Origin of the sequence: Streptomyces sp. NPDC050504, from assembly GCF_044458065.1 — a bacterium.
Taxonomy (GTDB): domain Bacteria; phylum Actinomycetota; class Actinomycetes; order Streptomycetales; family Streptomycetaceae; genus Streptomyces.
The window spans coordinates 953,617-980,083 of the sequence record NZ_JBITHO010000002.1; the positions used below are offsets into that span (position 1 = coordinate 953,617).

A 26,467-nucleotide genomic window follows, 5' to 3' on the forward strand; every position below is an offset into this window, starting at 1 on the left:
GGCCGACGTCCCCCGGAACGGCACCGACCCGCGAACGCGCGCCATCACACACCGCCGATCAGCGACGCGCCGCGGTTCAGGTAGCCCGCCAGCAGTGCGTCGACCTGCACCGACCCGGTCGACGCCGACGGCGGCGGCACCTCGTCATCGTCGGCATCCTCGATGGCGACGTTGTTTCCCTCGTCGTCCACCGTCAGGCCGCCGTCCTGCGCAGCGTCCGCGTCCGACGGGGCAGCCGCAGCCTGCAGATGCGCGGCCAGCAGCGCGCACCCCTGACCGACCAGCATCGGCGCGGTGTCGTAGCCGAACTCCCCAGCCACCCGCACCTGCTCAGCGCCCCACCGCTCCCACAGCCCCAGCCAGCCGCCGTTGTACGACTCGGCGCCGGCCACGAGGTCGTCCCACCCGCCCCACGACAGGTGTACGGCGTCGACCTGCCCGAGGACGGACGAGGACGTGACGCGGTAGGCGGTCGCCGGGATCGTCGGCTCGTCGTCGGCGGCCGGCACGGGCGTGACGCTGGTGACCGTCCGGACGCGGCGCGGGAGGATGACCAGTCCTCCCGCGCCGACATCCGCCACCACCACCAGGTCAGTTGGCTCGAATACCTGCTGGGTGTACCGCTCGATCGTGTCGCGGGCAGCCTGGATCCACGCGGCGACCACGGCGTCGGTGCCGGTGCAGCCTGCGTCTCTGGCGGCCTGGATCGTGCAGTACGCCATGGGTCAGTCCTCGGCGCTCTCGGCCTCGGCGGCGTCGAGTTCGCGGCGCACGCCGTCGGTGACGAGGCCGCCCGCGGCGACGATCTGCCGGGCGTAGCCGCCGGGGTGCTGGTGCACGACGGGCCCGGTCGACTCGCCCGTACCGGCCGCGTCGAGCGCGCGGTACGCGTCCTGCGGGGCCCGCTGGCCGACCTGCCAGCCCGTGCCGCCGTCGTACTCCTGAGTGCGGACCGTTGCCGCCGGAGCCTGCTCGGGATCGGTGCTCTTGCGTGCTGCCATGATCAGGTACCTCCGATGACGCCACGCGTACGGAGCGCGGCGAGCAGGCTGTTGTAGGCGGCCGTGACTGCCGCGAGGTCGGCGAACGTCGAGCCCTGGTTGTTGACGACGGGCTTCGTGGTTCCGTCGAGGAGGGCCGGGGCGGTGCCGATGACGCGCAGTACCTCGGTGTCCTGGTTCTCGGTGCGGGCGGCGCTCGACTTGGTGAGCGTGACCTGCTTGACGACTCCACCCATGTCAGGTCGCCGCCGCGAAGGTGATCTTCGTGAAGGCCAGCGGGGTGTGCACCGCCACGTTCGCCCGCCGCTCGGCGAGGACGACCAGCGTGTTCGCGGTGAACAGCTCGGCGTGCGAGTCGGTCATCAGGATCGTGATCCCCTGCCGCTCCCACAGCGTGGCGCCCATCCGGAACCCGCCGAGCAGCGCCGTGCCCGACGCCATGGCCACGGACGTGACGACGGTCAGGCCCCAGATCCGCATCGGCGCGCCGGAGTCGGTCACCGAGGTGATGACGCGGAACTGCCCGTTCGCGTCGGTGTCCAGCTCGATGTCCTGCCAGTCGAGCGGGTTCATCACGATGGCGTCCGGCGGGTACATCGCCAGCTCGCCCTGCGTCTTGGCCTTCCGGACCGTGATCAGCTTCGGGTCGGTGTTGCCGACACCCGGCTGATAGGCGCCGATGCCCGAGGTGGTGAGGATGCCCTGCATCTGGGTGGTGCCGTTGCCGGTCAGGATCTCCCTGTCCAGCTTGTACTCCAGGCCGTACGTGAGGCGGCCGTTGATGTAGCCCATGAGCTGCGAGTTGTCGTCCGCAGCCTGCCTCGTGATGGGCACCCAGTGGGCCACCGTTTTCAGACTGGTGGAGATCAGATCGAAGCTGAAAGGCCCGCTCTTGGGCTTGTCGGCGCCTTCGGCGACGACCGCCGCCGCGTTCCACGTCGACTGCGGACCCGACGTGTCCCGCATGTACTCCAGCGTCGTCCCGTCCGACGTCTGCCGGTCCAGCAAGTTCGCGATCATCAGCGGCAGATCGGGGTTCTGCGGGATGATCCCCGGCACCCTCGTGTTCTGCTGCGGCTGCGTGCCCGTAGTGACGGTGCCGGCCGGAGCGGCGCGGAACTCGACGGCCCCGGACTCGCCGCGGAACCCGCGCTCGCGGAACGACTGGAGCGCGGCGGACCGTACGAACGCCTCGGCGACCGTGACCGGGTCCGGGTTGCCGTCCTCGTCGGGGCCCTGGCCGGGCTGGCTGCGCTGCTGCCCACCCTGCTGCTGCGGCTGGGGGTCGCCGGGCGGGACGGCACCCTGGAGCGCCCGGAGGCGGGAGGCGCGGGCGTTGGCCTGCTCGATCTGGGCGGTGAGCTGGTCGGCGCGTTGGTTCAGCTCGTCGATGTCGCCGTCGTAGTTCGGGTCCCGGAGGTGCGCGATGACCTCGTCGCGCTGCTCCAGCAGGGTGGGTGCGCCGCCCTTGATGGGGTAGATCGGTCGGCCGTCTCGGCGGCGACCGATGGGGCGGACGCGGGCGAAGTTGCTCACCGTGGGGTCCTCTCGGTCCGTGGACGGCAGCAGCCGCCCATGCGTCATGGGTGCTGCGTCCGTCTGTCACGGCCGGTGGAACGCGCCCGGCAGGCTCGCGGCTTTCACGTCCGGTGCGAGCGGCCCGGATGGGGGGAGAGTAGATCGACTCGGGGGGTGCGCGCGGGTGGGGGCTGCAATCCCGTGTCAGCCAGCGGTCTGGAGGCGCAGCAGCGCGGCGCGCCGGGCACGCTCCCGCATGGCCTGCGCAGCGGTCTCCTCGGCTGTCCGGCGCTCCTGCTCCTCGCGGATGCGGTCGGTGATCGTCGGGGCGTCGACCTCGGCGTACAGGTCGCCAAGCGCGGACCGCACGGTCTTCAGCTTCGAGCCGGGAACGGCCGCCATCCGCGCAGTGATCTGCGAGACCTCCACGAGGCGCGCCGACCGGATGTTCTCCAGGACGTCCTTCCTGGCCTCCTCCTCCATCTCGTACAGCTTCTTCCAGTCCGGCAGGTCGGTGCGCACGAACCCGACGGACAGCTCCCGGGCGCTCCCCGAGCGGGCCATGACACGGGCGTCGCGCCCGGCGGCCGTGTCGTCGTAGCGGCCCTCGATCCACAGGTGGTCCGCGCGCTCTTCGGCACGGAAGGTACCCACGGGCTGCATCGGGTGATGCATGAACAGCAGGGCGTAGTCCTGCTTGTCGAGACCCTTGCGGAACACGCCGGGGTGGAACGTCGTGCCGTAGCTGTCCTTCTTGCCGTAGCGGCAGGCGTACCCGGCGAACGTGCCGCCGTCGCCGTCCTCGACGCGCCACTCGACGTCTTCGAGGCTACGGAACTCGATCTCCATCACTGGCCTCCCTTGGCCTGCTTCAGTGCGTGCTCGGCGTAGACCTCGGCCACGCCGTCCATGACCGCTTGGTGGGACGGAGACAGGCGGGGCGCGTACCGGTAGACGGCGCGACCCTTCCGGTCCCGGCCGTCGTACTCGTAGACGGTCCGGCCCCCGCCGAACGTCACGTGCTGGGGCAGGCCGCCGTCCTGGTCGGGCCGGACGGCGATGTCCTGCTTGCCATCGAAGGGCCCACGCCTCACCTCGGCGAACGGCACGCCGGGCGGGCAGTACGCGCCCCGGTACTGGCTGATCCCGGCGGGCTGGAGGATGACGCGGACCTCGCCGCGCAGGAGGGTAGCCACGTCAGGCCACCGTCGCCGGGCAGGGCTCGACTGCCTGACCTACGAACACCTCGACCGGGCCGGAGAAGGTGACCGCCGCCGCCCCGTCGATCTCGATGCTGGCGATCCCGGTAACTCGTTCGAGCCGGGAAGCCTGCAACCCCCCGCACTCTGGGCACAGCTCTACGTGGTGGACGCACTCAGGGACCATGATCAGGACTCCTCAAAGGTGAAGGTCAGCGCGCACCTGCACTGGATGCTCTGGCTGGCAGGGGCGGTGGGGTCAGCTGGCCAGCGGGACTGGGTCAGCTCGAATCGCCTGTTCAGTGGCGTGCTCTTGCCGTTCGCGGACCGGTGCGTGGGCCGGGTCCGCTTGTCGTCGGTCGCCAGCCACGTCTTCGTCGTGGCCCCGGCATCCAGCGCCGACACGAACGCCGCCTGGTTGTACCCGCCCACGGTCTCCGTACGCGCAATCATCGTCGCCCGGTAGTCGCTGAGGTTCGTGAACACCCGCTGGATCCGCGCCCGCAGCTCCGGCACCGACTCACCCTCGGCCACTCCGTGCGCCAGGATCTGCGACCGCAACACCTGCTCCGTCGTCGCCGTCACCTGCCCCGCCAGCTCCTCCACCCGCGCGGCCAGCGCGTCGGCCACGGTCGGCTCGTCCAGATCGAAGTCGGCGGTGATGCTGGCCCCGCCGCGCTTCCACGCCCGCTCCACGAACGGCCGCAGCACCTCGCCCGTCCGCCGCCGCCAGTACCGCGGGTCGAACAGGTCCCTCACCTTGATCCGCTCCTCCCAGCCCTCGGGCCCCGCAGCGACGTCCAGGTCGGTCAGGCGGGCGGCTGGTACCTGCTCGGGGTCGGGCGGGGCGAGGGTGACGCACTGCTCGCGGGCGAGGGCGCACGCCTCGGTGCGCACCTCGCCGAGCCAGGCGGCGGACCGCTCGGGCTTCTTCATCAGCCGGTCGAAATCCCTCAGCACCCGCTCCCGCTGCTCACGGGCAAGGGCCTGCACCGCGCGGCGGCCGGCGCCCTCCAGGTCGTCGTACGCCGCGTTGATGTCGGCCAGCGACGGGGAGGCGTCCGCGCGGGTCAGCTCGGGCCGGGGAGTCTCGCGCGCGTCCACCTTCGGCATCGGGGCGACAAGCGGCGCCAGCACGGACGCTACCGCGCGGCTGACGACGGCCTCCAGCTCGCTGCTGTCGAAGCGCTGCACCCCGGCCGCAGGGGTGACGGGCCTGTACTGCGCCCGGTACGCGGTCAGGGTCTGCTCGCCAATGCCGCCAGGCAGCGAGTCGTACCCGGCCTCGGCGCGGGCCTCGTCGAGCGTGACGACGTCGGCCTCGACGAGGCGTGTGGTTCGCGTGACCACTGCATCCCGGGACTCGCGCAGAGCGTCCACCCCGGACAGATCGAACACCGCCTCCTCGGCATCCGAGGGCAGTAGCCTCAGGTCGATCTCGCTGCCGATGACCTCCAGCTTCGGCACGATCGCGTCCGACCACAGCGTGGTCTTCGCCGCGGTCCGGTTCTCGTACGTCGTCCCGCCGAGCAAGTAGTCCCTGGGCACACCGAACGCCAGCATGACTTCAGCCGAGTTCGCCATCCGAGATTCGAGATAGTCCATCTCCTCGGGCGTGAACCCGAGCCGCTCGTAGCCGATGCCGCCGCTGGAGCCCTGCCCGCCGCCCGGTGCTGCGGACCGCACCAGTAGGTCACGGCCTGCGTTCTGCGGCCCCTGCATCGAAGAGCGCCACGATGCCTTCACCGCGTCGAACTCGCGCTGCTCCATGTGTCCGAGGTAGACCACGCCGTTTGGGCGGGCGCCGTTCTTGTAGGACTGCTTCTGCCACTCACGGGCGTACGAGTCCATGTCCACCGCATGCCGGGCCGCACGCCACGGGGGCAGGCAGCCGAGCGGGTCCCAAGGATGGGCATAGCGCAGCCACAGCATCTCTTCGGGCAGGACGGGAACCTGGACCCCGTCGCCGCGCCGGATGATGAACCCGATGATGTTGGCCGTGGTCGGGCGCTGCGCGATCGGCCGGTCCACGATCACGTCGACCTGGTCGAAGACGAGGTGGATCTCGGTGGCGTCGCCGAGGCCGGTCTCCCCGCGGTCCAGCCACACGAAGGACTGGCCGGCCAGCTCCAGTTGCTGAAGAGCCAGCGACTTGAAGACGCGGGCACTCATCAACGGGTTGGGCCGCTTGTTGAACAGGCGGGCGATGGGGTGGCCCTCGATGATCTCGCCATCGGGTCGGCGTACGGCCAGTGGGACGGATGATCCGTTGTCGGCGATGGCGGCGACGCACCGGTAGGCGACGGCGCTGTTGGAGTAGCCTCTCGCCTCGGCGTCGAGGGCCATGGTGAGGGAGTGCTGCCCGCCGATGGAGGCGACGGTGATGGGCATGCGGTCGCGCAGCGTGTCGAGGCCGACGGCTCGCTTCTCGGCGGCCCGGCTGATCGCCCGGTTCCTGTACTGGCTCACGTCGTCCTCCTCAGGCGACCGCGGCAAGGTTGCCCGCGGGGGCGAGCATGAGATCGGTGAGGGCCCACACGTACGCGTCGAGCCGGTCGGGGCTGGAGTCGCCGGGCACCCAGCTGACGAGCTGCTCCTCCAGTTCGGGGAGCGAGCCGACGACGTGCGCGGACCCCTGGTCGGTGAGCGCCGCCACCGGCTCGGCCCGGGTGGCCTTGCCCCGGCTCGCGGTGACCGTGCGGTAGTTGACCGTCGGGTCGATCTGCCGGACCACGGTGCCGATCCACTCGCCGCCGTTGTTGACCTCGGCGACGATCGCGTCCGCCCGGTGCTCGTGGTACGCCCGGATCGCCCGGCGCGCGGCCTCGATGGGCGGCATCCGTCCGGACAGGTCGTCGAGGGCGTAGCCGTGCTGCCGCTGGAAGCCGTTCTTGTCCGGAATGTACTGCTGCCCGCGCCCGGCCACGATGATGCCCATCTCGTCGGACTCGGCGTGCGAGGTAGCGGCGGGGTCCATGGCGACGACGATGCGACTCATGGGCGGGGCGGCGCCGACACGGGCAGCGTCAAGCCCGGCCCGCGACCACAGGGCGCCCTCGATGTCCTCCAGCAGGATGCCGTCGAGTTCCTGCGCCTCGGTGCGGGTGCCGGCGTATTTCCGGATCAGGTGTAGCCGCTGCTCCTCGGGGAGGTGGATGGCGTCGCGGGTGCGGCCGCGGGTGACGATGACCTTGTCGGAGCGGGTCAGCTCGATCAGCTCGGTGCGCGGCTTGGGCGTCGTGCTGCCGATGTAGTGGGGGTTGTTGCCGAGGCGCAGGCCCATCTCGGAGTGGGTGATGGCGTCCTTCAACCGGCGCTGCGCGGCGACCTCCTCCATCCAGATCAAGCACCTGTTGCCGCCGGCGCGGAGGCGTTCGACGTCGTCGGGGGTGTGGCTGCCGAACAACTTGGCCTCGGCGCCGGACGGCCAGCGGGCGAACGTCCCGCCGACCGTCGTGCGGAGAACCACCCGCGGGTCGTGCGCCTTCAGCCCCGAGGGCCCGTTGACGCACGCCTCCACGGCGTCGCCCTGGGTGGGGGCGATGATCGCCATGCGGTGCCCGCCGCGCAGCCGCTCGTCGCACGGGGGCCCGTTGACGTGGGCGACCATGTAGCGGGCGCAGCCGTCGGTCTTGCCGGTGCCGCGCCCGCCGAGCTGGAGCCACCAGCCGAGCGTCTCGATCGCTGGGGGCGGCACCTGCCACGGGTACGGCTTCCAGCGGCCCCACCGCTTCTGCCACAGCCGGGCGGCCAGTTCGGTCTCCAGCAGCTCCAGCTCGGCGGGGCTCATCCCGGCGAGGCGCGCGTCCAGGTCGGCGGTCACGCGTCGTCCAGGGCGGCCAGCTCGTCGGCGAGCGCGCGTACGCGGGCGGTCATCTCGTCGGTGACGGTGACGCTCGCCTTCACGGGGGCGTACAGGCCGAGGAGCTTTGCCTGGTGGTCGAAGAGGCGGACGAGGCCTTCGACGGACCTGGTATCGCCCTTGATGACCTTGGGCATCAGGGCGTTGACCGCGATGTCCAGGTTGGCGAGCTGCTCGCCGATGTACTCGCTGTGGGCGGCGGCGGCCTGTTCGGCGAGGGCGGCGACGCCTCGCTTCCAGGCGACGTAGACGTTCTTGACGTCGCAGTCCAGACGTTCGGCGATCTGCCGGAAGTGGAGGTGCTCCTGGGTGCGCATGCGTACGACCTCGTGCTGTCGCACGAGGCCGAGATCGTGGTTGGAGTTCCGCCGGACCATTGCACCTCCCTGCTGGGACGGTACGGATTCCGGGCAGCCCAGGATCTTGGGGTCTGCAATCCGCCAGCATGGCGAGGCCCCGCCGGTCGGGGGATGTCCGGCGGGGCCTGCGGTCCGTGTACCCGGGGTACGGGTGGTCATGCGTCAGTGGGTGTGGGCGGGGTAGTGGCCGCCGCACGTCGGGCAGTACGGCAGCTCGGGCTGGTCGAAGCGGAGTGCGGCCAGGAGGGTCAGCATGATCGGTTCACCTCCTCGCGCTTCCACAGGACGTGCGTCCGGGTGGGCCGGTCGGGGTCATCGACGCACTCGAAGCCCCGCTCCCCGGGCTGTAGTTCGGGCCCTGTAGCTGTAGGCGTAGCCGCCCCTGTAGTCGCCGGACGACCTGCGGAAACTACGTCGCCTACAGCCCCTACAGGCGGGGTCGGGGAGGGGTCGGGGAGGGCGGTTCGGCGGACCCCTCCGGACGGGTAGGAGACGCCGCTCATCCGGGCCCCGGGGCCGTGCTCGATCCCGGCCTCGGAGAGGGCCGCCCGGACGGCCGCGGGGGACCACTTCTCTCCGGTGGTCTGGGTGAGGTGTGTGGCGAGGGCGGTGGTGTGCACGCCGGGGCCGGTCCCCATGGCCTCGCGGACGAGGCGGATGAGGTCGGCCACGGCGAGGGCCGGGGGGTCTTCTGCGTCGGCCTTGGGAAGAGCGGCTGCGGCGGGTGCTGGTGGGGGGCCGACCGGGCGTCCGAGGCGCCATGCGGCGAGAAGGAGCAGGGCGACGATCACCCAGAGGATGACGGGGGTGGCGCGGATGATCCGCCAGAGGAGGGCGGCGAGTCCGGCGAGGACGGCGATGCGGAGCCACACGCCGAGCTCGGCCTGCCAGCAGGTGAGGTCGGTGCGGCGGCCGCGGCGGACCCAGGCGACCGCTCGGTCGGCGGCGCGGCGGGCGAGCTGCTCGCATCCGGCGACGAGGCGCTCGGCGGCACGCTGAAGGGCGGTCACAGGGAGGACCGTCCGCTCAGGTAGCCCTCGGCCCACGCGCCGGGAGTGTTGACGGTGCTGGGCAGCCAGTCCAGCGACGTGGCGATTCCGGGCAGCAGGGCGAGGACGGAGCCGGTGACCAGGCCCCCGACGATGCGTCTTTTGTCCTGCTTGCCGGACGCTTTGAAGAGGATGCCGACGCCGACGGCTACGAGGGCGACGGCCACGCCTCCGGCAGGGGTGAGGGTGCCCGCGGACCGGCTGCCGAGCTGGGAGGCGCCGGTGCCGACGAGCTTGGCGACGATGCTGTCGCCGCCGCCGGAGGCGAGTCCGGCGATGCCTGCGGCTCCCCAGCCGAGGGCGCCGCCGATGCAGATGGTGGCGAGGGAGCCGAGGTAGAGCCCGGCGCCGTAGGGGATCAGGGCCTTGGGGTCGCGGGTGCCCTTCCACCAGGGGCGGAAGTTGGCCCACGCGACGGCGAGGGCGATGCCGACTCCGGCGAGGCTGAGGCTGGTGCCGTTCACGGGCGTACCCCTGTCAGCCAGGTGATCGGGTCGTAGAGGGCCATCGCGCCGGTGCCGCCGATCATGGCGGTGACGAGCAGAGTGCGCGCCCACCAGCGCCCGGTGCGCCCGTCGATGATCAGTGCGGCGCCGAGAGCGACGGCGGCCAGCGCGTACGCCCCGCCGATGCTGGCCTCGGTGCGGCACTCCGCGAGGGTCGCGGACCAGACGGCGACGAGGCTGCCCCCGGGCGTGATCGGGACGAGGGCGAGGACGACGGCACCGAGGGTCTGGGCGGGCCTGGCCCACCGCCACAGCCAGCTCCAGTCCCGTACAGGCTCCGGCTCGGGCTGGGGGTAGACGAGGTCGACGGTGACGTGGACTTCGACGGGCCCCGGCGGGGGAGGCGGGGGCGGTGCCCAGCGTGGGGGTGCCGGCGGGCGGGGTGGAGGCGGCGGCGCGGGCGGGGCCGCGGGCTGCACGGGGATGGGCAGGGGCGCGCCGGGCGGGATGATCCGTGTGGGGGTGATCGGCTGGTCGGCCATCAGGCACCGACCTTCAGCGCGCGCAGGTAGCGGTCGACGGTGTCCGGGGACACGGCGCGGCCGGTGGCCTTGCCGACGCAGCGGGTGACCGCGTCGCGGTCGCGGAGGCCTGCGTCCCAGGCGATCCGGACTGCGTCCTTGGTGCTCTCGGCGTGTGCGGCGAGGTCGAGGACGTCGGCGTCCGGATCGTCTGCGGACTGGTCCGGACGGTCCGGATCCGCGTCCGGACTGGCCTGGAGGGCGGCCCGCTCGGCGTCGACCTGGCTCTGCGCGCGGGTGAGGTCGCGCTGCACGGAGATCATGCCGAGCTGCGCGCCGACGCGGGCCCGGCGGGCGGTGACCCATGCCTGGGTGCGGGCGTCGAGGGGCGGCGTCATCTGCCGCAGCATGATCGTCCACAGGCCCTTGGCGAGCGCGGAGACGACGGCGCCGACGATCCCGATCGTCCGCTGTCCCTGGACGCTGCCGTGCGCGGCGACCGCGATCATCGCAACGGCGAGGGCAAGGTGTCCGGCGTTGCGCGGGAGGGCGGCGCGCTGGGGGTCGTAGCGGGCAAGCCATTCCAGGGCCATGCACGCCATCCACACGAGGTCGAAGACGACGGCGGCGGCGTAGGCGGCGGGCTCGATGACGAGGAGGGTGAGGAGGCCGCCGATGCTGGCGGTGGACCAGACGAGGGAGGCGGTGAGGATGAGGGCGGCGACGGCGAGGACGGCGTGCCGGATGATCTGGTCCCAGTCGCGGGGCGGGACGGGGATGTGGATCTCGTACGGCTCGTCGATGATCTCGGTCTGGCCGTCGACGGTGTGGGTGACCTCGCGGGTGCGGGTCTCGGTGCGGTAGCGCACGTGGTGCTCCAGGAGCTGGTGCCGCCCCCGCGAGGGGGGATGGACGCGGGGGCGGCGGTCGGAGGGGGTCAGCGGCCGCGGAGGCGGCGTGCGGCCGTGTCGAGTGCGGCGCGGGCGGCGGCGCCCTTGGCGTAGTCGGCGCGGCAGGTGGCGACTGTGGCGGGCTGCGCGGCGATGACGCGGATCTCGTCGCGGGTGGGCTCGCCGGGGTGGGCCGGGGTCTGGTCGGCCATCACAGGCTCCCGGCGATCTCGCGGAGCGTGGTGGCGTACTGCCACTGGGGGGCGCCGCCGAGGGGCGGGAGGGCGGCGCGGGCGCGGCTGCTGGCGTCGGTGCGGACGGGGTCGGGGAGGATCCCGCAGATCGCGTCCTCGGCGGTGGTGAGGCGCTGGTGGAGCGTCCATGGGTTGATCGGGTCGGTGCTGCTGGCCATGAGGCGTGCGGCGACGATCAGGATCTGCGCGGGGAAGGACGGCTCGGTGAGGATGCGGCCGAGTAGTTCGTCGGCGTCGAAGGGCCGCTCGGGGGTGGGCTGGTCAACGGGTCGGTCGGTAGGCTTCATGGGGCCTGCTCCTGTGATCGCAGCGGAGTGGGCACCCCCGGCCCATGTGGAGTGACAGCTCCGGGCCGGGGGTTTTGTGCATACGGCTGGCAGCGGAGCTACCACCCGACTCCTGTGCAGGGTACCCTACACAGCAATGTCGGGGAAGGCTGCGCTCCGAAGAACGGAGTGGGCGTGGATGAGGAGGTGCAGCGAGTGCTCGACTCGATCGACGCGCTGGGCACGGACGGCGATGCGGCGGATCGTGCCCGGCGCCTGACCGAGCTGCTGGACGACTGGCCCGATACCCACGCCAAGGTCCGCGGCATGCGCCAGGAAGCGGTGAAGGAGATGCACGAGAGCGGCATGTCCCTCCGCAAGATCGGCGAGGAGCTGGGGGTGTCCTTCGGCCGGGTGCGCCAGATCATCGCGGGCGAGACCGCTGGGCAGGCGAAGCGGAAGGCGGCCGCCGAGACGGAGTAGTTCCGCCCGTCGCAGCCCCCGCCCGGATCGGGTCGGGGGCTGCGTGCTGTCCGGATCCGTCCGGACCACCCGATCACGCCGCCGCAACCGCCGGCGGACGAGCCCCCCGACGAGCTTGACGAGCCGGACGCCGCGCCTGCACCGCCGCCACACACGCCGCACACGCCACCTCCCCCAACCGACGGTGCAGCCAGTACCCCGCCGCAGAACCGCCCCCAGCGGCCCTGTGAGCCTCCGCGAGCCGCGCCCGGCGCCCGGCCCCGATGTGCGCCTCGTGCGCCGCCACACACGCCACACAGGGCTGCTCCCGGTACCCGAAATGGCTGCGGTACGCCTCCTCGCTACCACACACCAGCCGCAACCGGCCCTGTTCATCGAACCGCCACGGCCGGCCATCCCGCCACGACCGGCGCTGCGCCGTCGTCGTCCCACCCCACACCCCGGTCACCTCCGGATGGTCGAGCGCGTACCGGGCACAGGCCGCACGCACCGGGCACGGCTGGCAGCCCTCGACCGCGGCGCGCCGGTCGTTGGCGTGGGGGCTGTGCCACCGGTCGGGGTCGGTTCGGCAGGGGAGTCGGGGGGCGTTGTCGGTGAGGGTGGTGAGGGTGGGCATCGAGGCTCCCCGGGGGTTGGTCTGGGGGGTTGGCTGTGGGGCAGTTGGCTGGTCAGAGCAGGTCGTGGGTGGGGACGTCGTCTTCGGTCAGTGGCGTCTCGGTGACCGTGGTGGTGCGCCGTACGAGCCGGTGTTCCCACGACGGTTGTGCTTGGCGGCGTGCGGCGAGTGCCCGTAGCGCCGTGTCTCGCCGTGCCCAGGACGTCTGTGGTCCGGTGGCCTGCCAGGGCTGGCTGGGGGCGGGGCGGGACTGGAGGGCGTAGCGGACGGTGGGGGTGGGGTCGGTCATCGGTTCTCGTCCTTGTCGGGCTGCTCCCCGGTGCCGCGCGCCTCGGCGGCCATGCGGCGAAGGTCGGCAGCGAACGCACGCGGGATGCAGGTGTCGCAGCCGCCGCAGTCGCACGTGTCGTCGTTGTCGACGACGTCGGCTGCCTCCTCCAGCACAGCGGCTCGGTCGGCGGGCGCGGGGAGGACGGCGAGCACCGCGTCGGCGAACCGGTACCGGTCGTCGAGGCGCAGCTGCCCGAAGGTGTCCGCGCGGTCGAGCGCTTCGGCGATGCGGCCGCGGAGGGGCTGGTCAACGACGGCAGGCGGGGTCTCGGCGGGCTGCTCTTCGGCGGCTCGTGCGACGGCGGCGTCGGCGGCCATGCGGGCGTTGTGCGCCATCGCGGCGCCCGCCGCCTCGCCGAAGGAGGAGTAGTGCTGAACCATGGTCATCTCCGTGTGGTCGTGGTGTGCTGGGTGCGCGCCCCGCCCGCGCTGCCTGCGGGCGGGGCGGCCGGGGTCAGACGTACCTGGCGATCTCGTGCGCCAGGCCTTCCACCAGCGCGGTGCGCATGTCCTCGGGCATCCCCGGCTCGAACGCGAAGTGGATGCGGGCGATCGGGCGGTCGTCGGCGTTGATCGTGAGCTGGTGTTCGGCGGGCTCTAGTCCGTCGGCGCCGAGGTTGATCGCCCACTCGGGCACGTCGGCCGCGCCGGTGATCAGGCGGTGGATGGCGCGCTGCGCCTCGTTGAGGGCGTCGTACTCGTCGTTCGGCGTGGGGGCGACGAGCAGCTCATTCCACGACTGGCGCGCGCAGGTGCCGTCGTCGGTGGACTCGACGATCGCGTCCTGCATCATCTCGCCGATGCACATGTACTCGGGGTCGTCGACCAGCTCGGCGTGCTGCCGGGCGGCTTCGGCGCGGAGGTCGGCGTCGGTGTACGGACGGTCAGTCATGATCAACTCCTGTGGTGTGGTGGGCGGGTCAGGGCGTCAGGTCTTCGCCGCACTCGCCGCAGTGGGAGTGCGCGTGGACCAGCGCGTCCTCCTCGTCATGGAGGTGGACGAGGAGGACGTCACCGCCGCAGCCAGCGTGCTCGACGCCCCTGGCGCGGTACGTGCGCTCCAGCCCGCCGCCCCAGTCCTCGGTGTTGATCAACGTCCAGGTGATTTCGTCGCTCATGGTCATCTCCAGTGATGTGATGGGTGGGTCAGTGGCGGCTGCCGGGCAGATGCCCGACGTGCCAGTGGCGGCAGTACGGGCAGCGGTACGGGGCCATCCGCACCGCGCCGTCCATGCGGCGCAGCGACGCGATCTGCGCGAGAGCAGCGGCCCGGTCGCGGTGGGCGTGCTTCCCGGTGCAGGCGCGGGCACGGGTCGTGCGATGCCGACGACGCGTCACGCCGGGGCCCCCTCGGCGGCGGCCCGCCGGTCGATCGCCCCGGCCCACGCCACACACACCGCAGCGACCTGGACCAGCTCGGTGCGCAGCGCAGCAGGGTCGGTCTCGGCGAGCGCCTCGTAGACCTCCTCCAGCAGCACGTCCCGCCAGGCGAGGAACCCGGTCGCTGCCGCGCGTTCGGTCTGCTCCCGGTAGCGGCGGACGGCGTGCTGGTAGACGGGCAGCCCGGTGCCGTCGGGGTGGTTCTGCTCGCCCCAGCGGGCGTTCTGCCGCTGCCGCTCGGCCTGCACCTCGCCGAGCAGACCCGCGTCCGGGCCGAGAGTGCGGCCCATGTACGCGGCGACCTCGGCGAGGACCTGCGCGGCGAGGACGGTGCCCCAGTCGTTGGTGCCGAGGCGGACGGGGGTCTCGGCGATCGCGTGCTCGATGACGGCGGCGAGGGGCCGGAGTTCGGCGAGCTGGTCGGAGTTCGGGGGCTGGTCGGTCACGGTGGTCTCCTGATGATCGTTGTGTCGGGGCGCAGTTGTGGCCTGCGGGCGGGCCGGGCTGCTGGTGATGGCGTGGATCTCGGCGGGGTCGATGCCGAGCGCGGTGAGGTGGCGGGCGAGGTCGGTCATGCGGCCTCGTTTCGTACGGCGTGGAGGTGGCGGGGGTTGGTGCGGTCGGTCCAGCCGTCGAGTGCGGCGGCGAGGTCGGCCCGGTGCTGGGCTTGCTGCTGCGGGGTCCAGGCGGGTGCTGTGCGGCTGTCTGCGGGGCGGGGGGTGGGGTGTTCGGGGCAGGAGGGGAGTTCGTCGCGCAGGAGGCGCTCCAGGGGCGTCATGACTGCGGCTCGTTGGCGAGGGCCAGGAGGACGGCGGCGTGGCAGTGGTCGGGCTCGCCGTCGCCGGGGAGAGGGCACCAGCACATGAGGTCCCGCCCGGCGAGGTCCGCCCGGAGGGTGGCGAGGGCGGCGGCGTTGTACCGGTAGATACCGAGTTCGGTGGTGTGGTGAAGCTCGAAGAGGCGGGTGGCCATGAGCCGGGCATAGAGCCGGTCTGTAGGGGCGAAGATCTGGGGGGCCTCGCGGAGGCTGCGGCTGCGGTCGCCGAGATCGATGAGCTGCCAGCCGGTGCTAACGGGGCGGACGGTGAACGGGTTGGCCCAACGGGTGGGGCGGCCGACGTAGACGGCGCCCTCGGGCGCGGTCCACCCCTTGGTTCGGCGGCGTTGGATGCGAGTGGGGTTCATGAGGCGGTCCTTTCGGCGCAGTGGGTGTGGGTGGTGCGGCCGGGGCGGCGGGGGTCGGGGATGACGGGGCGGTGGCAGACCGGGCAGCGAACGACTGCGAGCGGCGGCGCGGTGGCCGTGGCGGGCTGTGGGGTGGGGGAGGAATCGTTTTCGCCTCGCGCGCTCGCGCGGACCTGTGGCTGAGGTGAGAGCCCAGGCGGGGTGTGGTCGGGGTCTGGGTCCCTACCGCAGGTAGGGGTGGAACTGGTAGGCGCGTCCATGGACGCTGTCCGGACCGCGACTATGGACGCTGTCCGGGGGCGTCCATGGACGCTATCCGGGGGGTCTCCGGAGGGTCCGGAACCCCCGCTACGGACGCTGTCCGGAACACCAGCCACGGACGCTGTCCGGACCGCGTCCACGGACGCTGTCCGAGGGGACTCGGTCAACTCCGCGATCTCCTGCGCCTTCTTCTTCGCGTGCGCCCGACGCTGCCGCGTATCCGTGAACGCGACCATGTGCGGAGCCCAGTCCGGGCGCCCCATCGGGATCATCAACTGGTAGACCGACGACGCATTCGGCCGCCGCCGCCGCACCAGCAGCCCCACCCCGAGCAACACCTTCACCGCGCGGGTCACGGTCTCCTGCGAGCAGCCCGCCAGCCGCGCCAGAGTGTCCCGCCCCGGGAACGCGTTGCCGCCGTCGGCATCCGCGTACGTGGCGATCCACACCCCCACAGCAGCAACACGCGCCACCTCGGGGACCGACGGACCGACGCGCAAGACCTCCGCCCTGAGGGCGTTGATCCAGGCGTTGCGCACGGTCTGCACGTGGTCGCTGCTCACGGGCTCTCTTTCGTAACGGCGGTGCGGGGGTTCGTCGTCCGGGGCGGGGCTCGGGCCAGCCGCCCCGGACGGGCATGCGGGGGCAGGTCAGTCGGACGGCAGCTCGGTCATCACATGGCGCTCCCACGCGCTGCCGAACACGTCGCCCCGGAACCGATTCGGCGGGACCATGCCGAACGACCTGCCGCACTGGCAGCGGCCGTAGAACTCGCAGTCGCCGTACTCGATGACGAGGGCGTGCCCTCCCTCCCAAGTGGTCACCGAGTCCTCGTCGCGCGGGAGGGATGCTGCCGGGGCGTACCGGTTGGTCAGCGAGTCCCAGCGGATATGCGGGTTGGGGCCGAGGTCGAACTTGATGCCGATCGCGTGGGCGGCGTTGAGGGCAGCGACGAGACGCTCCACGTCGGCGCCCGCGGGGATGGTGAGTTCAGTGGTCATGGGAGGTCTCCGTTCGGGCGGTGCAGTAGGTGGGGTGGTCGGTCATGACCCTCGCCACGAGAGCCCTGACCTGGTCATGGCCGTACACGGGGCCCTCCGTCGTGCCGCACGCCGTGCAGACGTAGCGGGCCCTCGGCGGGCGGACCCGGTAGCCGCGGTGGTCGACACCGAAGTCGACATGCAGACCGGACAGCCCGTCGGCCGTGGTCACGGCGGATCACCGAAGATCGCCCTGTAGGCGGCCTGGTTCCGCTCGCGCATCGGCCGGTCCTCCACGTGACCCGGGTGGACACACTCGTCGTCGCCGCAGCCAGCCTTGACGTAACCCACCGGGTCCCGCCCGTACCTGATCCGGAACGCGACCCCGCGAGCCCCGAGCCCCCGCCCCCGCCAGCGCGCCACCGGAACACCGTCGGCCGTCCGGTATCCCGCCCAGTGCAGATGCCCGCCCGCGGCCGGCGTCGTACGGGCACGGAACAGGGCCTCGGCTGACGGGGCGGCGGGGCGGCCGCGCCGGTGCGGAGGGATACCGAGCGCGGCCCGCGCACGGCCCACACCCGAAGCGGCAACCCCCAGGCGCGCGGCGACCGCCATGTCGGTCAGGCCCTCGCGCAGCAGCGCGGCGACATCCTCACGGACCCTCATGCCGCCACCCCCGCCCGCGCGTCCCTACGCGCCGCGTTGCGTGCCTCCCGGCACCGTGGGCAGACCGGCGTGCCCATGTACCGGTGCGCGGCGTCCCCGCCCGGCGTGCCGCACCGGCCGGTCCAGTCCGGGGCCGCGGCCGGGTCGTCGATGGTGTCGTCGTCCCACGCCCCGACCGGCGCCCACCCCTGCCGTGCCGCCTGGTTCCGGGCCCGGACGTACGGCTGCCGGCCAACGCCGTGCTCGCGCGGGTCGGCCGCCCACAGCTCGTCGTACAGGACACGCCCCGCGCGCGCCGTGCGCACGGTGACCCGGACGGCCCGGATCATCAGCCCGAAGTTCCCGTCCCTCATCCGCAGGTGCTGCGCGAGGTGGTGCTGCGGCCAGCCGCCCGCCACCAGTGCCTGAAGCCGGCGTCGGGTTCCCGTCGCGTCGATGACCGTCGCGGCGCCGAGCACGTCGAGACCCGGCTCGACGGCGAGGACCGCGGCCGCGAGCGCCGGACGGACCCGGGCCTGCGGCGGCGTGCCCCGCCCAGGACGCCCCGTCAGCACGGCCTGGAGCCGCGCGTAGTCCACGCCCGCCAGGACGGCGATCCGGCGCAGCCCGAGCCCGCAGGACTGGAGTTCACGCAGGTGCCGGCGGACGGGTTCGGCGTCGGCCCACGGCTGCCATGTGCCGTAGGCGATGGCGCGGGTGCGGTTCGTGTCGTACTCGGATGCGGCGAGTCGGCACGTCAGGCAGCGGCCGCCGTCGAGCTTGTACCGGGCGTAGCCGTGGGGGCGCTCGCTCATGCCGCCCTCCCCGCCAGGGCCGCCGTCCGGCGGGCCGCATCGCGCTGGCGGCGCAGCATCCGCCGCCGGGCCAGCTCTTCCTCGCGCGCTTCCATGCAGGGCGCGCACGGCTCGGTGCCCACAGCCAGGTGCCGCGCGTACGAGGCCGGGGTGCCGTGGCGCCGGGCACGGACCGCGTCGTCAGCGAGGTGGTCGGCGGCGACGCAGCCGGACCGCCCGCATTCGGTTCGGACGTGGCCCTGCGGTTCCTCGCCGTGCGCGGCCAGCCAGGCGGCGCGGACGGGCGACATGCTGCGGCCGCAGACAGTCGCGGTGCGCGGCCCGGTCCAGGTGGAGTGCCCGTCTTCGGCGGGCTGGGCGTGCTGGATGATCCGTGCGTGGGCGGCGGCCTGCGGGTCGTCGGCGTCGGCCGCGTCGCCGTTGAGGTGGGCGCGTTCGGTGCGGGTCAGCCCACCCCACACGCCGTGCTGCTCGCGGTTGGCGAGGGCGTAGGCCAGGCACGCGGCGCGCACGTCGCAGGCCATGCAGATCTTCTTCGCCTGGTACGCGGAGCCGCCCTTCTCGGGGAAGAACTCCTCGGGGTCGGTCTGCGCGCACAGGGCGGCCGTCCGCCAGGGCGCGGCGAGATCCCGGATCGGGTGGGGTGCGGCGAGGGCGGTCACGACGCACCGCCCTCGATCTGCGCGGGCCCGGTGATGCCCGGCAGAGCGAGGGCGCCTGTTGTCCACGCCTCGGCGATCCTGCTCTTGCCCTCGCTCCGGAAGCGCAGCGAGTGATTACGTGCCCGCGTCGCCCGGACCGCGACGCCTGGCACCTCGTGCAGTTCGCCCGTCTCCGTGTCCACCAGCCGGGCTACACCTGCGGCCGTCATCTCGGCGAGCACCTTGTCGACGAACGCGGGTCGCACCTCGGTCACGAAGCGCCGCTCGATCTCGCTGGGGAAGGCGGCCATCACCCACGCCTTGAACGCTTCGGCGTCGATGACCTTCGCCTCGGGCGCCGGATCGGTCAGGGACACGGTCGCCACCGTCGTCCCGTCGGGCAGGGCCGCCGCGATCTGCCGCGTCCCCGTCTCCCGCTCGGCAGCGTCGAGCCCCTGCTGCAACTCGCCGCGTACAACTGTCAGCCGCTCCTTGACGAGGTCGGCGAGCGCCTTCAGCGTGGCCTCTTCCATGGCCAGGTCCCGGAGCGTCATGCGGCAGCACCCCCCACCATCAGCTCACGGGCCTGCCGGAATTCGGCCGGAGTGCCCTGCTCGATGGGATGGCCGAACGACTGCTGGAACTGCACCGGCAGTCCGTCCGTGAAGCCGACTGCGCGGGCGGCTTCCCACATTGCGTCGAGCGCGGCCTGCCGCTCGGCGGGGCCTGCGAGCGGGGCCGCCCCGGGGCGGGGCGGATCGGCCTGTGGAGGCGTGCCAGCCTGCTGTGGGACTGGCGTTGGGGTGGCGGGGGTGGGTTCGGGGCGGACCTCGCTGTCCTCCGAGTCCGCGACGGGCGCGCCCATGTAGGCCAACGACCGCAGGACTACAGCCCCTTGAGAGCCGTCGTTGTAGAGCGACAGGCCGAACTGGTCGCCGAGGTTGACCGCGCAGCGCTTCAGCGCCTGCGACAGAGCCGTTTTCATGGCCAAGTCGTGCGCGTCGCCGAGGGACGGCTGGTTCACCGCGTCGCCTGCGGCTGCGTCCTCGAAGACGGTGAGCGGCTGACCGTCGACGGCCTTCAGAGTGAGGCGGACCTGCGCACGGTAGACGACTGTCCACCGCGAGCGCTCGCCGGTCCGTGACTCACGCTCGGCGACGAGCTCTAGCGCCTGGGTCTCGATGGTGAAGCCATCGAAACCGAACACGCGGATGAGCTGGCGGCGAACATCCCATGCCTCCAGGTGGGACATGCCGCGCAGGTTCCGGACGCGCTTCGGGCTGATGGGACCGAGCAGGACCTGAGTCTGCTGCTCGGTCAGGGTGCCAGGTGTTGCGTTGACAGTCACAGGACCCTCCAGAGGATGAGGATGATCAGCGCCCACAGGGCGACGGCGTAGAAGGTCCCGACGACGCAGCCGCTCACGAACCGGTTCTCGGGCTCGGTCACGACGCACCGTCCTTCACAGGGCAGCCAGCGGTGGCCTGCCACGCGTCCCACTCCGGGATCGTGGCGCGGAACGCGGACCGGGTCGGCTCGGACAGCGCGGTCGCGGCGGCGAGCGCGAGCGTCGCGTGCGCCTGCGCCTCGGCGGCGAGCGCGTGCCCGACGACCGGGTCCCCTCCGTCGCCGTACGTCCAGTGGTGCGCCTGGCCGAGGAGGCGCTCGGCCTCGCGGTAGTGCTCGGGCCCGGTCATCGGGAGCCGCCCTTCGCGGTCGGGGTGTAGAAACGATCAGCAGGGCGCCTGTGCTCGACCAGCAGCCCGAGCGCCGTGAGGACGTGGAGCGCACGCCGGACCTGCCACGGCTGCGCCGTCCGGTCACCGCCGTCCAGGAGGTGACGGTGCACAGCCCGCGTACGGACCGGCCCGCCAGCAGCACGGGCGTAGGCGAGGACCGCAGCCGCGCGCGGGTCCAGCCCAGCCGGAGTGCCGTCGGCCAGCGGGGGCAGCGGCGGCACGACCACGGCGGCCGCCTCCCGCACCACCGCGTCGACCAGCTGCGCGGCCTCACCGCGGCGGACCTCCGGAGACCCGGCGAGCAGGTCGACCAGCCGGTCGTAGGCAGGTGTCTCGGTCATCGGGGATCACCTGCCTCGGTGAAGCAGCCGCAGCCGCCCTCATCGAGCTCATCGAAGAGATCAAGCTGCTCCGGCCGGGCCTCCATGCGTGCACGGAGCGCGGCCAGCGTGAGCGGCCGCACGGTGCCCCCCACCCGGTCCCTCAGGATCGACACGTCCGTGCCGAGCAGGCCGCGCATCTTGACCTCCGCAGCCTCGGCGCGGGCGTACCGCTCAGGGAAGAGGCGCAGCAGCCGCGCCCATTGGGCCTGGCCGCCGCGTACGCAGCCGCCGCCGCAGTTGTTGTGGGCGAAGCCCAGCCGGTACAACTGCGGGTCGATCAGCCCGGCGGCGCGGGCCTCCGTGCGCAGCGCCTCCTTGTCGCGCCACGGCGGCCGGGTCAGCGGCGCATCCACAGTCCACGGGGACCAGCCCGCCTCTATCGCGGGCAGCCGGTGCGTCTCGGTCCAGTCGATCCCGACGTACACGGTGGTGCGCGCGGGGTCGGTGTTCTCCGTCAGCCAGTCCCGGCACGGCTTCTGCTTGAGGTCGTGGGAGCACTGGGCGATGCGAGTGTTGCCCAGCCATCGCCGGTCCTCGAACACCTGCCAAGGCGTACGGCCGTCGGCAACGCGGGTGATCGGGACACCGAGCTTCGCGCTGGCCTGGTCGTTGAACCGGTAGAGGTCGGCGTCCTCGATGAGGGTGTCGGCGAACAGCAGGGTGACCGCGTCGGCACCGTGCTCAGCGACGACGTGCCTGGCGGTCGCCCACGACGTGATCCCCCCGGACCACATGACGACGTGCTGTGTGGAGCTCATCGCCGTCCCCCGTCCTCCGCGGCGACCTGCGCCGCGGCGTCGTCAGGGGTCCCGAGGCCGCTGATGCAGCCCGGGTAGTGCCCGCACCCGGGGCAGCAGGTGCCGCAGTCGCAGTCAGGCATCGCGCACCGCCCCGTCGTCGTGCCGGTCGTCGCGGTTGCGGCACGTGGTCGAGCACCACGGGGAGCCCGGACGCGGCGGGGACGAACAGCCCGGGTCTGCGCACATCGGGTCCAGCACCAGCAGCCCGTGCCGCGCCAGCTCCGGGAGCGTGGCCATCACGAACGCCGGGCAGCTCGGCACGCTGCCCTCCACCGCGTACAGGCCGTCGCCGGAGGAGGACGTGCCACGCCGCTCCCAGCGGGTCCCGTCGTCCGTCGTCATCACCCGCTGCGGGGCGACCACAGGCAACGGCGAGGGAACTGCGGGCGCAGCGACGGCACGCAGCAGATCAGCGGCGCCGAGCGCGTACACAACCTGCTCGACGATCTCCGAGTTCGGGGACTGCGACTCGTGCAGCGCGGCGTACCCAGTGCGGATCGCCTGCCGCTCCACGGGGGTTGGGGTGCGCGTCATGACCGCACCTCCGTCAGCGGCCCGAACGCCATCTCGACGAGGCGCAGCGTCCACGGATACGACGGGCCAACGCCCTGGTCGCCGGGGTCCTGCGGCTCCGGGCAGGCGAGGACCTGCTCGCCGTCCGGGGTGCGCTCGGCGGTGACGACCCAGCGGTCGCCATCCGCGTCGACGTACGCCGTCGGCGGGAGGGAGAGGCCAGCGACGGCGTACGTACGGCGGTCGCCAGCGGGAATGTTGGTCGACGCGCTGGCCAAGGTGGTGATCGTCACGACGCACCGCCCTCGACCGCGGCGCGCATCTCCGACCGGCGCTTCGCGATCCGCATCTGCACGAACGACAGCCCGCGCGGCGTCAGGTGCAGCGTGTAGTGCGCGCAGCTCCCCCACGTGTGCTCCACGACCTTCTCCACCGAGGTGAAGTGCTCGCGGTGCGCCGCGTAGAAGTCGTACTCCCAGCCGCCGCACGTCCGCTGCCGCCGGTAGATCAGCCGCTCGTCGAGGAGGAACCCGCGCAGGTCCGACTCGCGCCAGCCCAGCTCCTTCGCCGCCTGCCGCACCAGCCGGTCACCAGCCTGTGCGGTCATGAACGTGTCGTGCGCCAGCGCCTTCGGCTCCAGTTCCGCGACGCGCGAGGTCAGTTCGACCTCCCGCTCCGTCGACTCCAGCAGCAGCCGCGCCACCGCCATCCGGCCCTGCGGCGTCGCCATGTCCGGCAACGCGGGCGGCGTGACGGCGGTCTCGGCCTTGCGGGTCTGCACGGCGAAGTACGTCTGCGCGGAGGCGATCTCCGCCTTCCGCGGGTCGCCGTTCATCGCGATCAAGTACGCAGCGAAGCGGGTCAGGTGGAAGTCCGGGATCCTGCGCTGCTGCCCGCGAGCGTTGTTCGTGATCTTCGCGGCGCCGCGAAAATGGTCCAGCGGCTCGACGCCCGTGTTCATGGCGGCCGCGATCGCGCGGTCCATCGCGTCGGTGAACCGCTCCCAGCGGTCGTAGCCCATCGCGGCCTGGAGCTCGCGGGCCGACCAGTACTCGTGCCCGTCCGGGGAGGTCTGCTTGAGGCGGTCGAACGGGCTGGTCCCGCTCGGTGGGATGATGTCGTTCACGGTGTCCTCGATCTCTGGGTTGAGGTGTGCCGAGGGGGTCGTTCCGGGTCACGTCCGGGGCGGCCCCGTGTGCGTGATGGGGTCAGGCGGTGGCGAGCTCGGCCTGTTCGGCGTGCCAGTTCTTGACCTTCTGGAGGTCGAAGCGGCGGCCACGGCCGACGTACGGCTCCTGCGGCATCCCCGCCTCGATCCAGCGGAGGATCTGCCAGTCGGAGACGCCGTAGTACGTCTCGATCTCGCGCTGGCTCAGGAGAGGGAGCAGACCGGCCGGGAGGGGGGTGACGCGGTCAGTCTTCTTCGGCATCAGACCTTGACCTTCCTACAGTTGATGTTGACTCTGGAAGCAGGCGGAAGAGCGAGTGGATCCGTACGTCCAAACCCACGGTGATCAGCCATGCGGTGTGCAGCTCGCACCGGTCTCGCGCGGTGCGGCCCTTCCCGGTGAGGCGTCCGATCGTTGCCGGACTTACGCCCCGCCCGGAGGGGTCGGCTCGACGGGTCTTCCGGGCGAGGGTGTCGAGCGTGAGCCCCTGCCGTTCCATCTCATCGCGGATCGGTTGGCCGGATCTGAGGCGGAGCAACTTGGGCATAAGGACCTCGTGCGGAGCGGGTTCCGCGCCTCTCTTGGGGCGCATTCACAGTTCTACAGTTGACGTTAAGGTCCTGTCAACGGTTTCCCCGAGACTCCCCGAGTCGGATCAAGGAGGGTCCGATCTTCGAAAGTTCGTTCTATGATGGCGGCATATGCCCGCGCTCCGGCGCGCAACGGGGAGGCCGTGCGCTACGCCTGAATGCGCCACGGCTCTACTTTTACTTGCGAAAAGTAGAAGTCAACCGGCACTCTGGCAGCGTGGAGTACGAGGGGCAGAGGCACAGCGCGGACGAGGGTGAGACCTTCCCGCAGATCCTTCGGCGCCTGATCGCCCATTACGACGGCATCTCGGGCACTGAGATCGGGCGCCGCACCGGCATGTCCGGGGCCGCAGTCAGCACCTGGCTCTCCGGTAAGCGCATCCCGCGCCCCGACACGATCAGGGCGCTCTCCGCCGCCTTCCCCGCCTTCAGCGAAGCCGAGCTGTTCGCCGCCGCCGGCCGCAAGGCCCCGGGGCCGCTGAGCCCCGCCGCCGAAGAGCGCCTCCTGGAACTGTTCCGTGGCCTGACCAAGGAGCAGCAGGAGATGAAGGAGATCGAGATGCGCGCACTCCGGGACGCGAACCGCACCTGATCGCGTACAACCCTCGCGGGCAGTTACTGATCTAACAAGGTTGGGCCCCTCACTCCCCGTAAGCGCCGCTGGAGTTGAGCGACGCAGAGTGGTCGCATATTCGACAATCTCGGAGTACCGTCGGGCCACGGCTCGCGTCCTCCCCCGCGGCTGGCATCCCGTCGCCTGCATCACGGGGGGTTCCGTATGTGCATCCGCGTCCGCCTGGCCTCGCTCGACTCGCTGGTCCCCTGGGATCCCATCGCACTGGCCATCACCGTCCCCGCTGGCCTTTCGCCAGCGAGCACACTTCACGCCGTAAGAGCGGTACTCGCCGAACTCCACATCGCCCAGCCCTCGCTGGGTGCACGCTGCTTCTGCGGGCAGCCTGTGTCTGTGCTGCCCCGCATTCCTCAGCAGCGAAGGAGCGGTGAGCAGGTGATCAAGCATGCCTCGTAGGGCGTTGAACAACCCTCGGCAGATCAGGATCAAGACGTGCGGGTGCGGCCTGTGCATGGAGAAGTACCCGCCAGCAGAGCACGGCGAGCGGGCCCCGCGGCGCGACTGCGTCGGCCCCTGGCAGGCCCGGTTCCGCGACCCCACGGGGGCGCAGAAGGCGAGGAACTTCCCGATCAAGGACGGCGGCAAGAAGGCCGCCGAGGCGTTCCTCGACAAGACGCGCACGGCCGTGCGCGAGCGGCGGTACCGCGACCCGAAGCGCGGGGAGATTCGCCTCGCTGCTTGGTGGGAGATCTTCTGGGAGATCGAGCAGGAGAAGGGGCGGCTCGGCACTCGTGCGCGGAAGCTGGGGATCTGGCAGAAGCACATCGAGCCTCGATGGGGCGGCTACCGGCTGGTTGACCTGGAGTACATGGCGCTTCAGCACTGGCTCACCCATGGGCTGAAGGGACACGACACTCAGAAGAAGGCCAAGGAGCTCCTGCACGCGATGCTCGACGCGGCGGTCAAGGACGGGGAGCGGATCACCGTGGACCCGACCCTGCACCTGACGGTAACGACACCGCGGGTGAAGCGGCACAGGGACGACCTTGCCCCACCCACGGCGGCACAGTACGCGCTGATCCATGCCGCGCTTCCCGCGTACTACCAGGTGATCCTGAGGGATTTTGCGCACGAGACCGGGATGCGCCCCGGCGAGTACGCAGGGCTGCGGGAGCACTGCATCGATGACGAGGAACGGGTCGTTCACATCAAGGAGATCCTGGTCTCGGACGGCGGGCGGCTCGTACGCCAGGCTGCACCGAAAACCGAGTCGGGGTTTCGTACGGTCCCCCTGACGGACCGGGCGTGGTCGGCGGTGGAGTTCATGCGGGCGAAGTGGCGTCCGGCGCGGACCCGGTCGGCGATCGGGGACGGCACGGGGTTGCATCTGGAGGAGCTGGTTCTGCGGGGCCCGCGCGGTGCAGCACTGAACATCAACAACCTGCGCCGTCCGTGGAGGCGTGCTACGGACCAGGCCGGGGTGTCGCGGAAGGTCGTGGACAAGGAGACCGGGCGCACGCGGTGGTGGCCGGACGTCTACCACTACCGGGACCGGGTCACGAGCGCGCTGCACCACGGCGGCGTTCCGGAGAAGGACGCGCAGTCCTTTCTCGGGCACGACCGTGGTGGCAAGGTCACATGGATCTACACGCACGAGAGTGAGGATGCGCGCGAGAGCGTGCGCGCCGCGCTGGAGGGGCCGCGTAGTGGACTCCGGGCTGTGGAGTGATCCACATGGGCGGGAGTCCACGAAGAGTCCACAAATCCCCCTCGGTGGTTCTCGGGGTCTCTCGGCGGATCGTCGATCGCGAGTTACGAGGGGGCGCGATCAAGGCCCGGCGAGTCTCGGCGGCACTCGGAAGCCCCGGTTAGAGCGATCGAGGCTCTTACAAAGCAGATGTCGGCGGTTCGAAACCGTCCGCGCCCACCAGTGCAAAGGCCCCTCGCCGATCATGGCGAGGGGCCTTTGACATCTGTTTCCGTTCCTCCTGGACGGGC

The 26,467-nt window shown here is 71.8% G+C and carries 41 protein-coding genes and 1 pseudogene; 3 read left to right on the forward strand and 39 right to left on the reverse strand.

What is annotated here, in order from left to right; all coding sequences use genetic code 11:
- Positions 1–44 precede the first annotated feature (44 nt).
- The 15 genes from ACIBNE_RS10100 to ACIBNE_RS10170 form a co-directional block, all read right to left on the reverse strand.
- On the reverse strand, positions 45–722 hold the full coding sequence (locus ACIBNE_RS10100) for a hypothetical protein (protein ID WP_399270999.1): 678 nt from the start codon (positions 720–722) through the stop codon (positions 45–47).
- 3 nt (positions 723–725) lie between these two features.
- Positions 726–1,001 (reverse strand): hypothetical protein, encoded by a 276-nt coding sequence (locus tag ACIBNE_RS10105; protein WP_399271000.1) that lies wholly within the window; start codon positions 999–1,001, stop codon positions 726–728.
- A 2-nt stretch (positions 1,002–1,003) separates the two neighbouring features.
- Positions 1,004–1,237, reverse strand: coding sequence for a hypothetical protein (locus tag ACIBNE_RS10110; RefSeq protein ID WP_399271001.1), 234 nt, complete (start codon positions 1,235–1,237; stop codon positions 1,004–1,006).
- 1 nt (position 1,238) lies between these two features.
- On the reverse strand, positions 1,239–2,537 hold the full coding sequence (locus ACIBNE_RS10115) for a phage major capsid protein (RefSeq protein WP_399271002.1): 1,299 nt from the start codon (positions 2,535–2,537) through the stop codon (positions 1,239–1,241).
- 186 nt (positions 2,538–2,723) lie between these two features.
- Positions 2,724–3,368 carry an HK97 family phage prohead protease gene (locus ACIBNE_RS10120; protein WP_399271003.1) on the reverse strand — a complete coding sequence of 215 codons (645 nt, stop codon included), beginning with the start codon at positions 3,366–3,368 and terminating at the stop codon, positions 2,724–2,726.
- Positions 3,368–3,715: a hypothetical protein gene (locus tag ACIBNE_RS10125; protein WP_399271004.1), complete on the reverse strand. Its 348-nt coding sequence runs from the start codon at positions 3,713–3,715 to the stop codon at positions 3,368–3,370. Before ACIBNE_RS10125 ends, ACIBNE_RS10120 begins: the two co-directional genes overlap by 1 nt.
- Before the next feature lie 192 nt (positions 3,716–3,907).
- Positions 3,908–6,187, reverse strand: coding sequence for a phage portal protein (locus ACIBNE_RS10130; protein WP_399271005.1), 2,280 nt, complete (start codon positions 6,185–6,187; stop codon positions 3,908–3,910).
- A gap of 10 nt (positions 6,188–6,197) precedes the next feature.
- Positions 6,198–7,541: a terminase large subunit domain-containing protein gene (locus tag ACIBNE_RS10135; protein WP_399271006.1), complete on the reverse strand. Its 1,344-nt coding sequence runs from the start codon at positions 7,539–7,541 to the stop codon at positions 6,198–6,200.
- The gene (locus ACIBNE_RS10140; RefSeq protein ID WP_399271007.1) at positions 7,538–7,957 is read right to left on the reverse strand and encodes a hypothetical protein; all 420 of its coding nucleotides are present in this window, start codon (positions 7,955–7,957) and stop codon (positions 7,538–7,540) included. Before ACIBNE_RS10140 ends, ACIBNE_RS10135 begins: the two co-directional genes overlap by 4 nt.
- 230 nt (positions 7,958–8,187) lie before the next feature.
- The gene (locus ACIBNE_RS10145; protein ID WP_399271008.1) at positions 8,188–8,949 is read right to left on the reverse strand and encodes a hypothetical protein; all 762 of its coding nucleotides are present in this window, start codon (positions 8,947–8,949) and stop codon (positions 8,188–8,190) included.
- Positions 8,946–9,452, reverse strand: coding sequence for a hypothetical protein (locus ACIBNE_RS10150; RefSeq protein WP_399271009.1), 507 nt, complete (start codon positions 9,450–9,452; stop codon positions 8,946–8,948). The genes ACIBNE_RS10145 and ACIBNE_RS10150 overlap by 4 nt, the downstream gene beginning before the upstream one ends.
- Entirely contained in the window at positions 9,449–9,976 is a 528-nt protein-coding gene (locus tag ACIBNE_RS10155; protein ID WP_399271010.1) for a hypothetical protein, read from the reverse strand. Before ACIBNE_RS10155 ends, ACIBNE_RS10150 begins: the two co-directional genes overlap by 4 nt.
- A complete protein-coding gene (locus ACIBNE_RS10160) occupies positions 9,976–10,824 on the reverse strand; it encodes a protein transporter Sec31 (protein ID WP_399271011.1) in 849 nt (282 codons plus the stop codon). Before ACIBNE_RS10160 ends, ACIBNE_RS10155 begins: the two co-directional genes overlap by 1 nt.
- A 68-nt stretch (positions 10,825–10,892) precedes the next feature.
- The gene (locus ACIBNE_RS10165) at positions 10,893–11,057 is read right to left on the reverse strand and encodes a hypothetical protein (RefSeq protein WP_399271012.1); all 165 of its coding nucleotides are present in this window, start codon (positions 11,055–11,057) and stop codon (positions 10,893–10,895) included.
- Positions 11,057–11,386 carry a hypothetical protein gene (locus ACIBNE_RS10170; RefSeq protein WP_399271013.1) on the reverse strand — a complete coding sequence of 110 codons (330 nt, stop codon included), beginning with the start codon at positions 11,384–11,386 and terminating at the stop codon, positions 11,057–11,059. Before ACIBNE_RS10170 ends, ACIBNE_RS10165 begins: the two co-directional genes overlap by 1 nt.
- Before the next feature lie 174 nt (positions 11,387–11,560).
- On the opposite strand from ACIBNE_RS10170, the gene ACIBNE_RS10175 reads away from it, so the two are divergent.
- Positions 11,561–11,848, forward strand: coding sequence for a sigma factor-like helix-turn-helix DNA-binding protein (locus ACIBNE_RS10175; RefSeq protein ID WP_399271014.1), 288 nt, complete (start codon positions 11,561–11,563; stop codon positions 11,846–11,848).
- A gap of 73 nt (positions 11,849–11,921) precedes the next feature.
- Here ACIBNE_RS10175 and ACIBNE_RS10180 read toward each other — a convergent pair whose 3' ends face one another.
- The 24 genes and pseudogenes from ACIBNE_RS10180 to ACIBNE_RS10295 form a co-directional block, all read right to left on the reverse strand.
- Positions 11,922–12,464 (reverse strand): WhiB family transcriptional regulator, encoded by a 543-nt coding sequence (locus ACIBNE_RS10180; protein ID WP_399271015.1) that lies wholly within the window; start codon positions 12,462–12,464, stop codon positions 11,922–11,924.
- A gap of 52 nt (positions 12,465–12,516) precedes the next feature.
- Positions 12,517–12,753: a hypothetical protein gene (locus tag ACIBNE_RS10185; RefSeq protein WP_399271016.1), complete on the reverse strand. Its 237-nt coding sequence runs from the start codon at positions 12,751–12,753 to the stop codon at positions 12,517–12,519.
- Positions 12,750–13,181, reverse strand: a complete 432-nt coding sequence (locus ACIBNE_RS10190) for a hypothetical protein (protein ID WP_399271017.1) — start codon at positions 13,179–13,181, stop codon at positions 12,750–12,752. Before ACIBNE_RS10190 ends, ACIBNE_RS10185 begins: the two co-directional genes overlap by 4 nt.
- Before the next feature lie 67 nt (positions 13,182–13,248).
- The gene (locus tag ACIBNE_RS10195) at positions 13,249–13,686 is read right to left on the reverse strand and encodes a hypothetical protein (RefSeq protein WP_399271018.1); all 438 of its coding nucleotides are present in this window, start codon (positions 13,684–13,686) and stop codon (positions 13,249–13,251) included.
- Positions 13,687–13,714: 28 nt separating this feature from the next.
- The gene (locus tag ACIBNE_RS10200) at positions 13,715–13,912 is read right to left on the reverse strand and encodes a hypothetical protein (protein ID WP_399271019.1); all 198 of its coding nucleotides are present in this window, start codon (positions 13,910–13,912) and stop codon (positions 13,715–13,717) included.
- Positions 13,913–13,940: 28 nt separating this feature from the next.
- Entirely contained in the window at positions 13,941–14,132 is a 192-nt protein-coding gene (locus ACIBNE_RS10205) for a hypothetical protein (protein WP_399271020.1), read from the reverse strand.
- Entirely contained in the window at positions 14,129–14,749 is a 621-nt protein-coding gene (locus ACIBNE_RS10210) for an NUDIX hydrolase (protein ID WP_399271021.1), read from the reverse strand. Before ACIBNE_RS10210 ends, ACIBNE_RS10205 begins: the two co-directional genes overlap by 4 nt.
- Positions 14,746–14,952 carry a hypothetical protein gene (locus ACIBNE_RS10215; RefSeq protein WP_399271022.1) on the reverse strand — a complete coding sequence of 69 codons (207 nt, stop codon included), beginning with the start codon at positions 14,950–14,952 and terminating at the stop codon, positions 14,746–14,748. Before ACIBNE_RS10215 ends, ACIBNE_RS10210 begins: the two co-directional genes overlap by 4 nt.
- The gene (locus ACIBNE_RS10220; RefSeq protein WP_399271023.1) at positions 14,949–15,359 is read right to left on the reverse strand and encodes a DUF4326 domain-containing protein; all 411 of its coding nucleotides are present in this window, start codon (positions 15,357–15,359) and stop codon (positions 14,949–14,951) included. Before ACIBNE_RS10220 ends, ACIBNE_RS10215 begins: the two co-directional genes overlap by 4 nt.
- The gene (locus tag ACIBNE_RS10225; protein ID WP_399271024.1) at positions 15,356–16,183 is read right to left on the reverse strand and encodes a helix-turn-helix domain-containing protein; all 828 of its coding nucleotides are present in this window, start codon (positions 16,181–16,183) and stop codon (positions 15,356–15,358) included. The genes ACIBNE_RS10220 and ACIBNE_RS10225 overlap by 4 nt, the downstream gene beginning before the upstream one ends.
- A gap of 87 nt (positions 16,184–16,270) precedes the next feature.
- On the reverse strand, positions 16,271–16,621 hold the full coding sequence (locus ACIBNE_RS10230) for a hypothetical protein (protein WP_399271025.1): 351 nt from the start codon (positions 16,619–16,621) through the stop codon (positions 16,271–16,273).
- Positions 16,611–16,832 (reverse strand): hypothetical protein, encoded by a 222-nt coding sequence (locus ACIBNE_RS10235; protein ID WP_399271026.1) that lies wholly within the window; start codon positions 16,830–16,832, stop codon positions 16,611–16,613. The genes ACIBNE_RS10230 and ACIBNE_RS10235 overlap by 11 nt, the downstream gene beginning before the upstream one ends.
- A complete protein-coding gene (locus tag ACIBNE_RS10240; protein WP_399271027.1) occupies positions 16,829–17,266 on the reverse strand; it encodes a hypothetical protein in 438 nt (145 codons plus the stop codon). The genes ACIBNE_RS10235 and ACIBNE_RS10240 overlap by 4 nt, the downstream gene beginning before the upstream one ends.
- Complete coding sequence (locus tag ACIBNE_RS10245) at positions 17,263–18,060, reverse strand: hypothetical protein (protein WP_399271028.1); 798 nt, start codon at positions 18,058–18,060, stop codon at positions 17,263–17,265. The genes ACIBNE_RS10240 and ACIBNE_RS10245 overlap by 4 nt, the downstream gene beginning before the upstream one ends.
- Before the next feature lie 422 nt (positions 18,061–18,482).
- Positions 18,483–18,722 (reverse strand): annotated as a pseudogene (locus ACIBNE_RS10250) (WhiB family transcriptional regulator); the annotation flags it as partial.
- The gene (locus ACIBNE_RS10255) at positions 18,719–19,255 is read right to left on the reverse strand and encodes a hypothetical protein (RefSeq protein ID WP_399271029.1); all 537 of its coding nucleotides are present in this window, start codon (positions 19,253–19,255) and stop codon (positions 18,719–18,721) included. The gene ACIBNE_RS10255 and the pseudogene ACIBNE_RS10250, both read right to left, overlap by 4 nt.
- Positions 19,252–20,049: a Rad52/Rad22 family DNA repair protein gene (locus ACIBNE_RS10260; protein ID WP_399271030.1), complete on the reverse strand. Its 798-nt coding sequence runs from the start codon at positions 20,047–20,049 to the stop codon at positions 19,252–19,254. The genes ACIBNE_RS10255 and ACIBNE_RS10260 overlap by 4 nt, the downstream gene beginning before the upstream one ends.
- Before the next feature lie 97 nt (positions 20,050–20,146).
- Positions 20,147–20,398, reverse strand: a complete 252-nt coding sequence (locus tag ACIBNE_RS10265; protein ID WP_399271031.1) for a hypothetical protein — start codon at positions 20,396–20,398, stop codon at positions 20,147–20,149.
- A complete protein-coding gene (locus tag ACIBNE_RS10270; protein ID WP_399271032.1) occupies positions 20,395–20,781 on the reverse strand; it encodes a hypothetical protein in 387 nt (128 codons plus the stop codon). The genes ACIBNE_RS10265 and ACIBNE_RS10270 overlap by 4 nt, the downstream gene beginning before the upstream one ends.
- Positions 20,778–21,581, reverse strand: coding sequence for a hypothetical protein (locus ACIBNE_RS10275; RefSeq protein WP_399271033.1), 804 nt, complete (start codon positions 21,579–21,581; stop codon positions 20,778–20,780). Before ACIBNE_RS10275 ends, ACIBNE_RS10270 begins: the two co-directional genes overlap by 4 nt.
- 114 nt (positions 21,582–21,695) lie before the next feature.
- Entirely contained in the window at positions 21,696–22,157 is a 462-nt protein-coding gene (locus ACIBNE_RS10280) for a hypothetical protein (RefSeq protein WP_399271034.1), read from the reverse strand.
- Entirely contained in the window at positions 22,154–22,429 is a 276-nt protein-coding gene (locus ACIBNE_RS10285) for a phiSA1p31-related protein (RefSeq protein ID WP_399271035.1), read from the reverse strand. Before ACIBNE_RS10285 ends, ACIBNE_RS10280 begins: the two co-directional genes overlap by 4 nt.
- On the reverse strand, positions 22,426–23,262 hold the full coding sequence (locus ACIBNE_RS10290; protein WP_399271036.1) for a phage antirepressor KilAC domain-containing protein: 837 nt from the start codon (positions 23,260–23,262) through the stop codon (positions 22,426–22,428). Before ACIBNE_RS10290 ends, ACIBNE_RS10285 begins: the two co-directional genes overlap by 4 nt.
- 82 nt (positions 23,263–23,344) lie before the next feature.
- A complete protein-coding gene (locus tag ACIBNE_RS10295; RefSeq protein ID WP_399271037.1) occupies positions 23,345–23,566 on the reverse strand; it encodes a hypothetical protein in 222 nt (73 codons plus the stop codon).
- A 546-nt stretch (positions 23,567–24,112) separates the two neighbouring features.
- On the opposite strand from ACIBNE_RS10295, the gene ACIBNE_RS10300 reads away from it, so the two are divergent.
- Positions 24,113–24,487 carry a helix-turn-helix domain-containing protein gene (locus ACIBNE_RS10300; protein ID WP_399271038.1) on the forward strand — a complete coding sequence of 125 codons (375 nt, stop codon included), beginning with the start codon at positions 24,113–24,115 and terminating at the stop codon, positions 24,485–24,487.
- A gap of 493 nt (positions 24,488–24,980) precedes the next feature.
- Positions 24,981–26,198: a tyrosine-type recombinase/integrase gene (locus ACIBNE_RS10305; protein WP_399271039.1), complete on the forward strand. Its 1,218-nt coding sequence runs from the start codon at positions 24,981–24,983 to the stop codon at positions 26,196–26,198.
- Positions 26,199–26,467 lie beyond the last annotated feature (269 nt).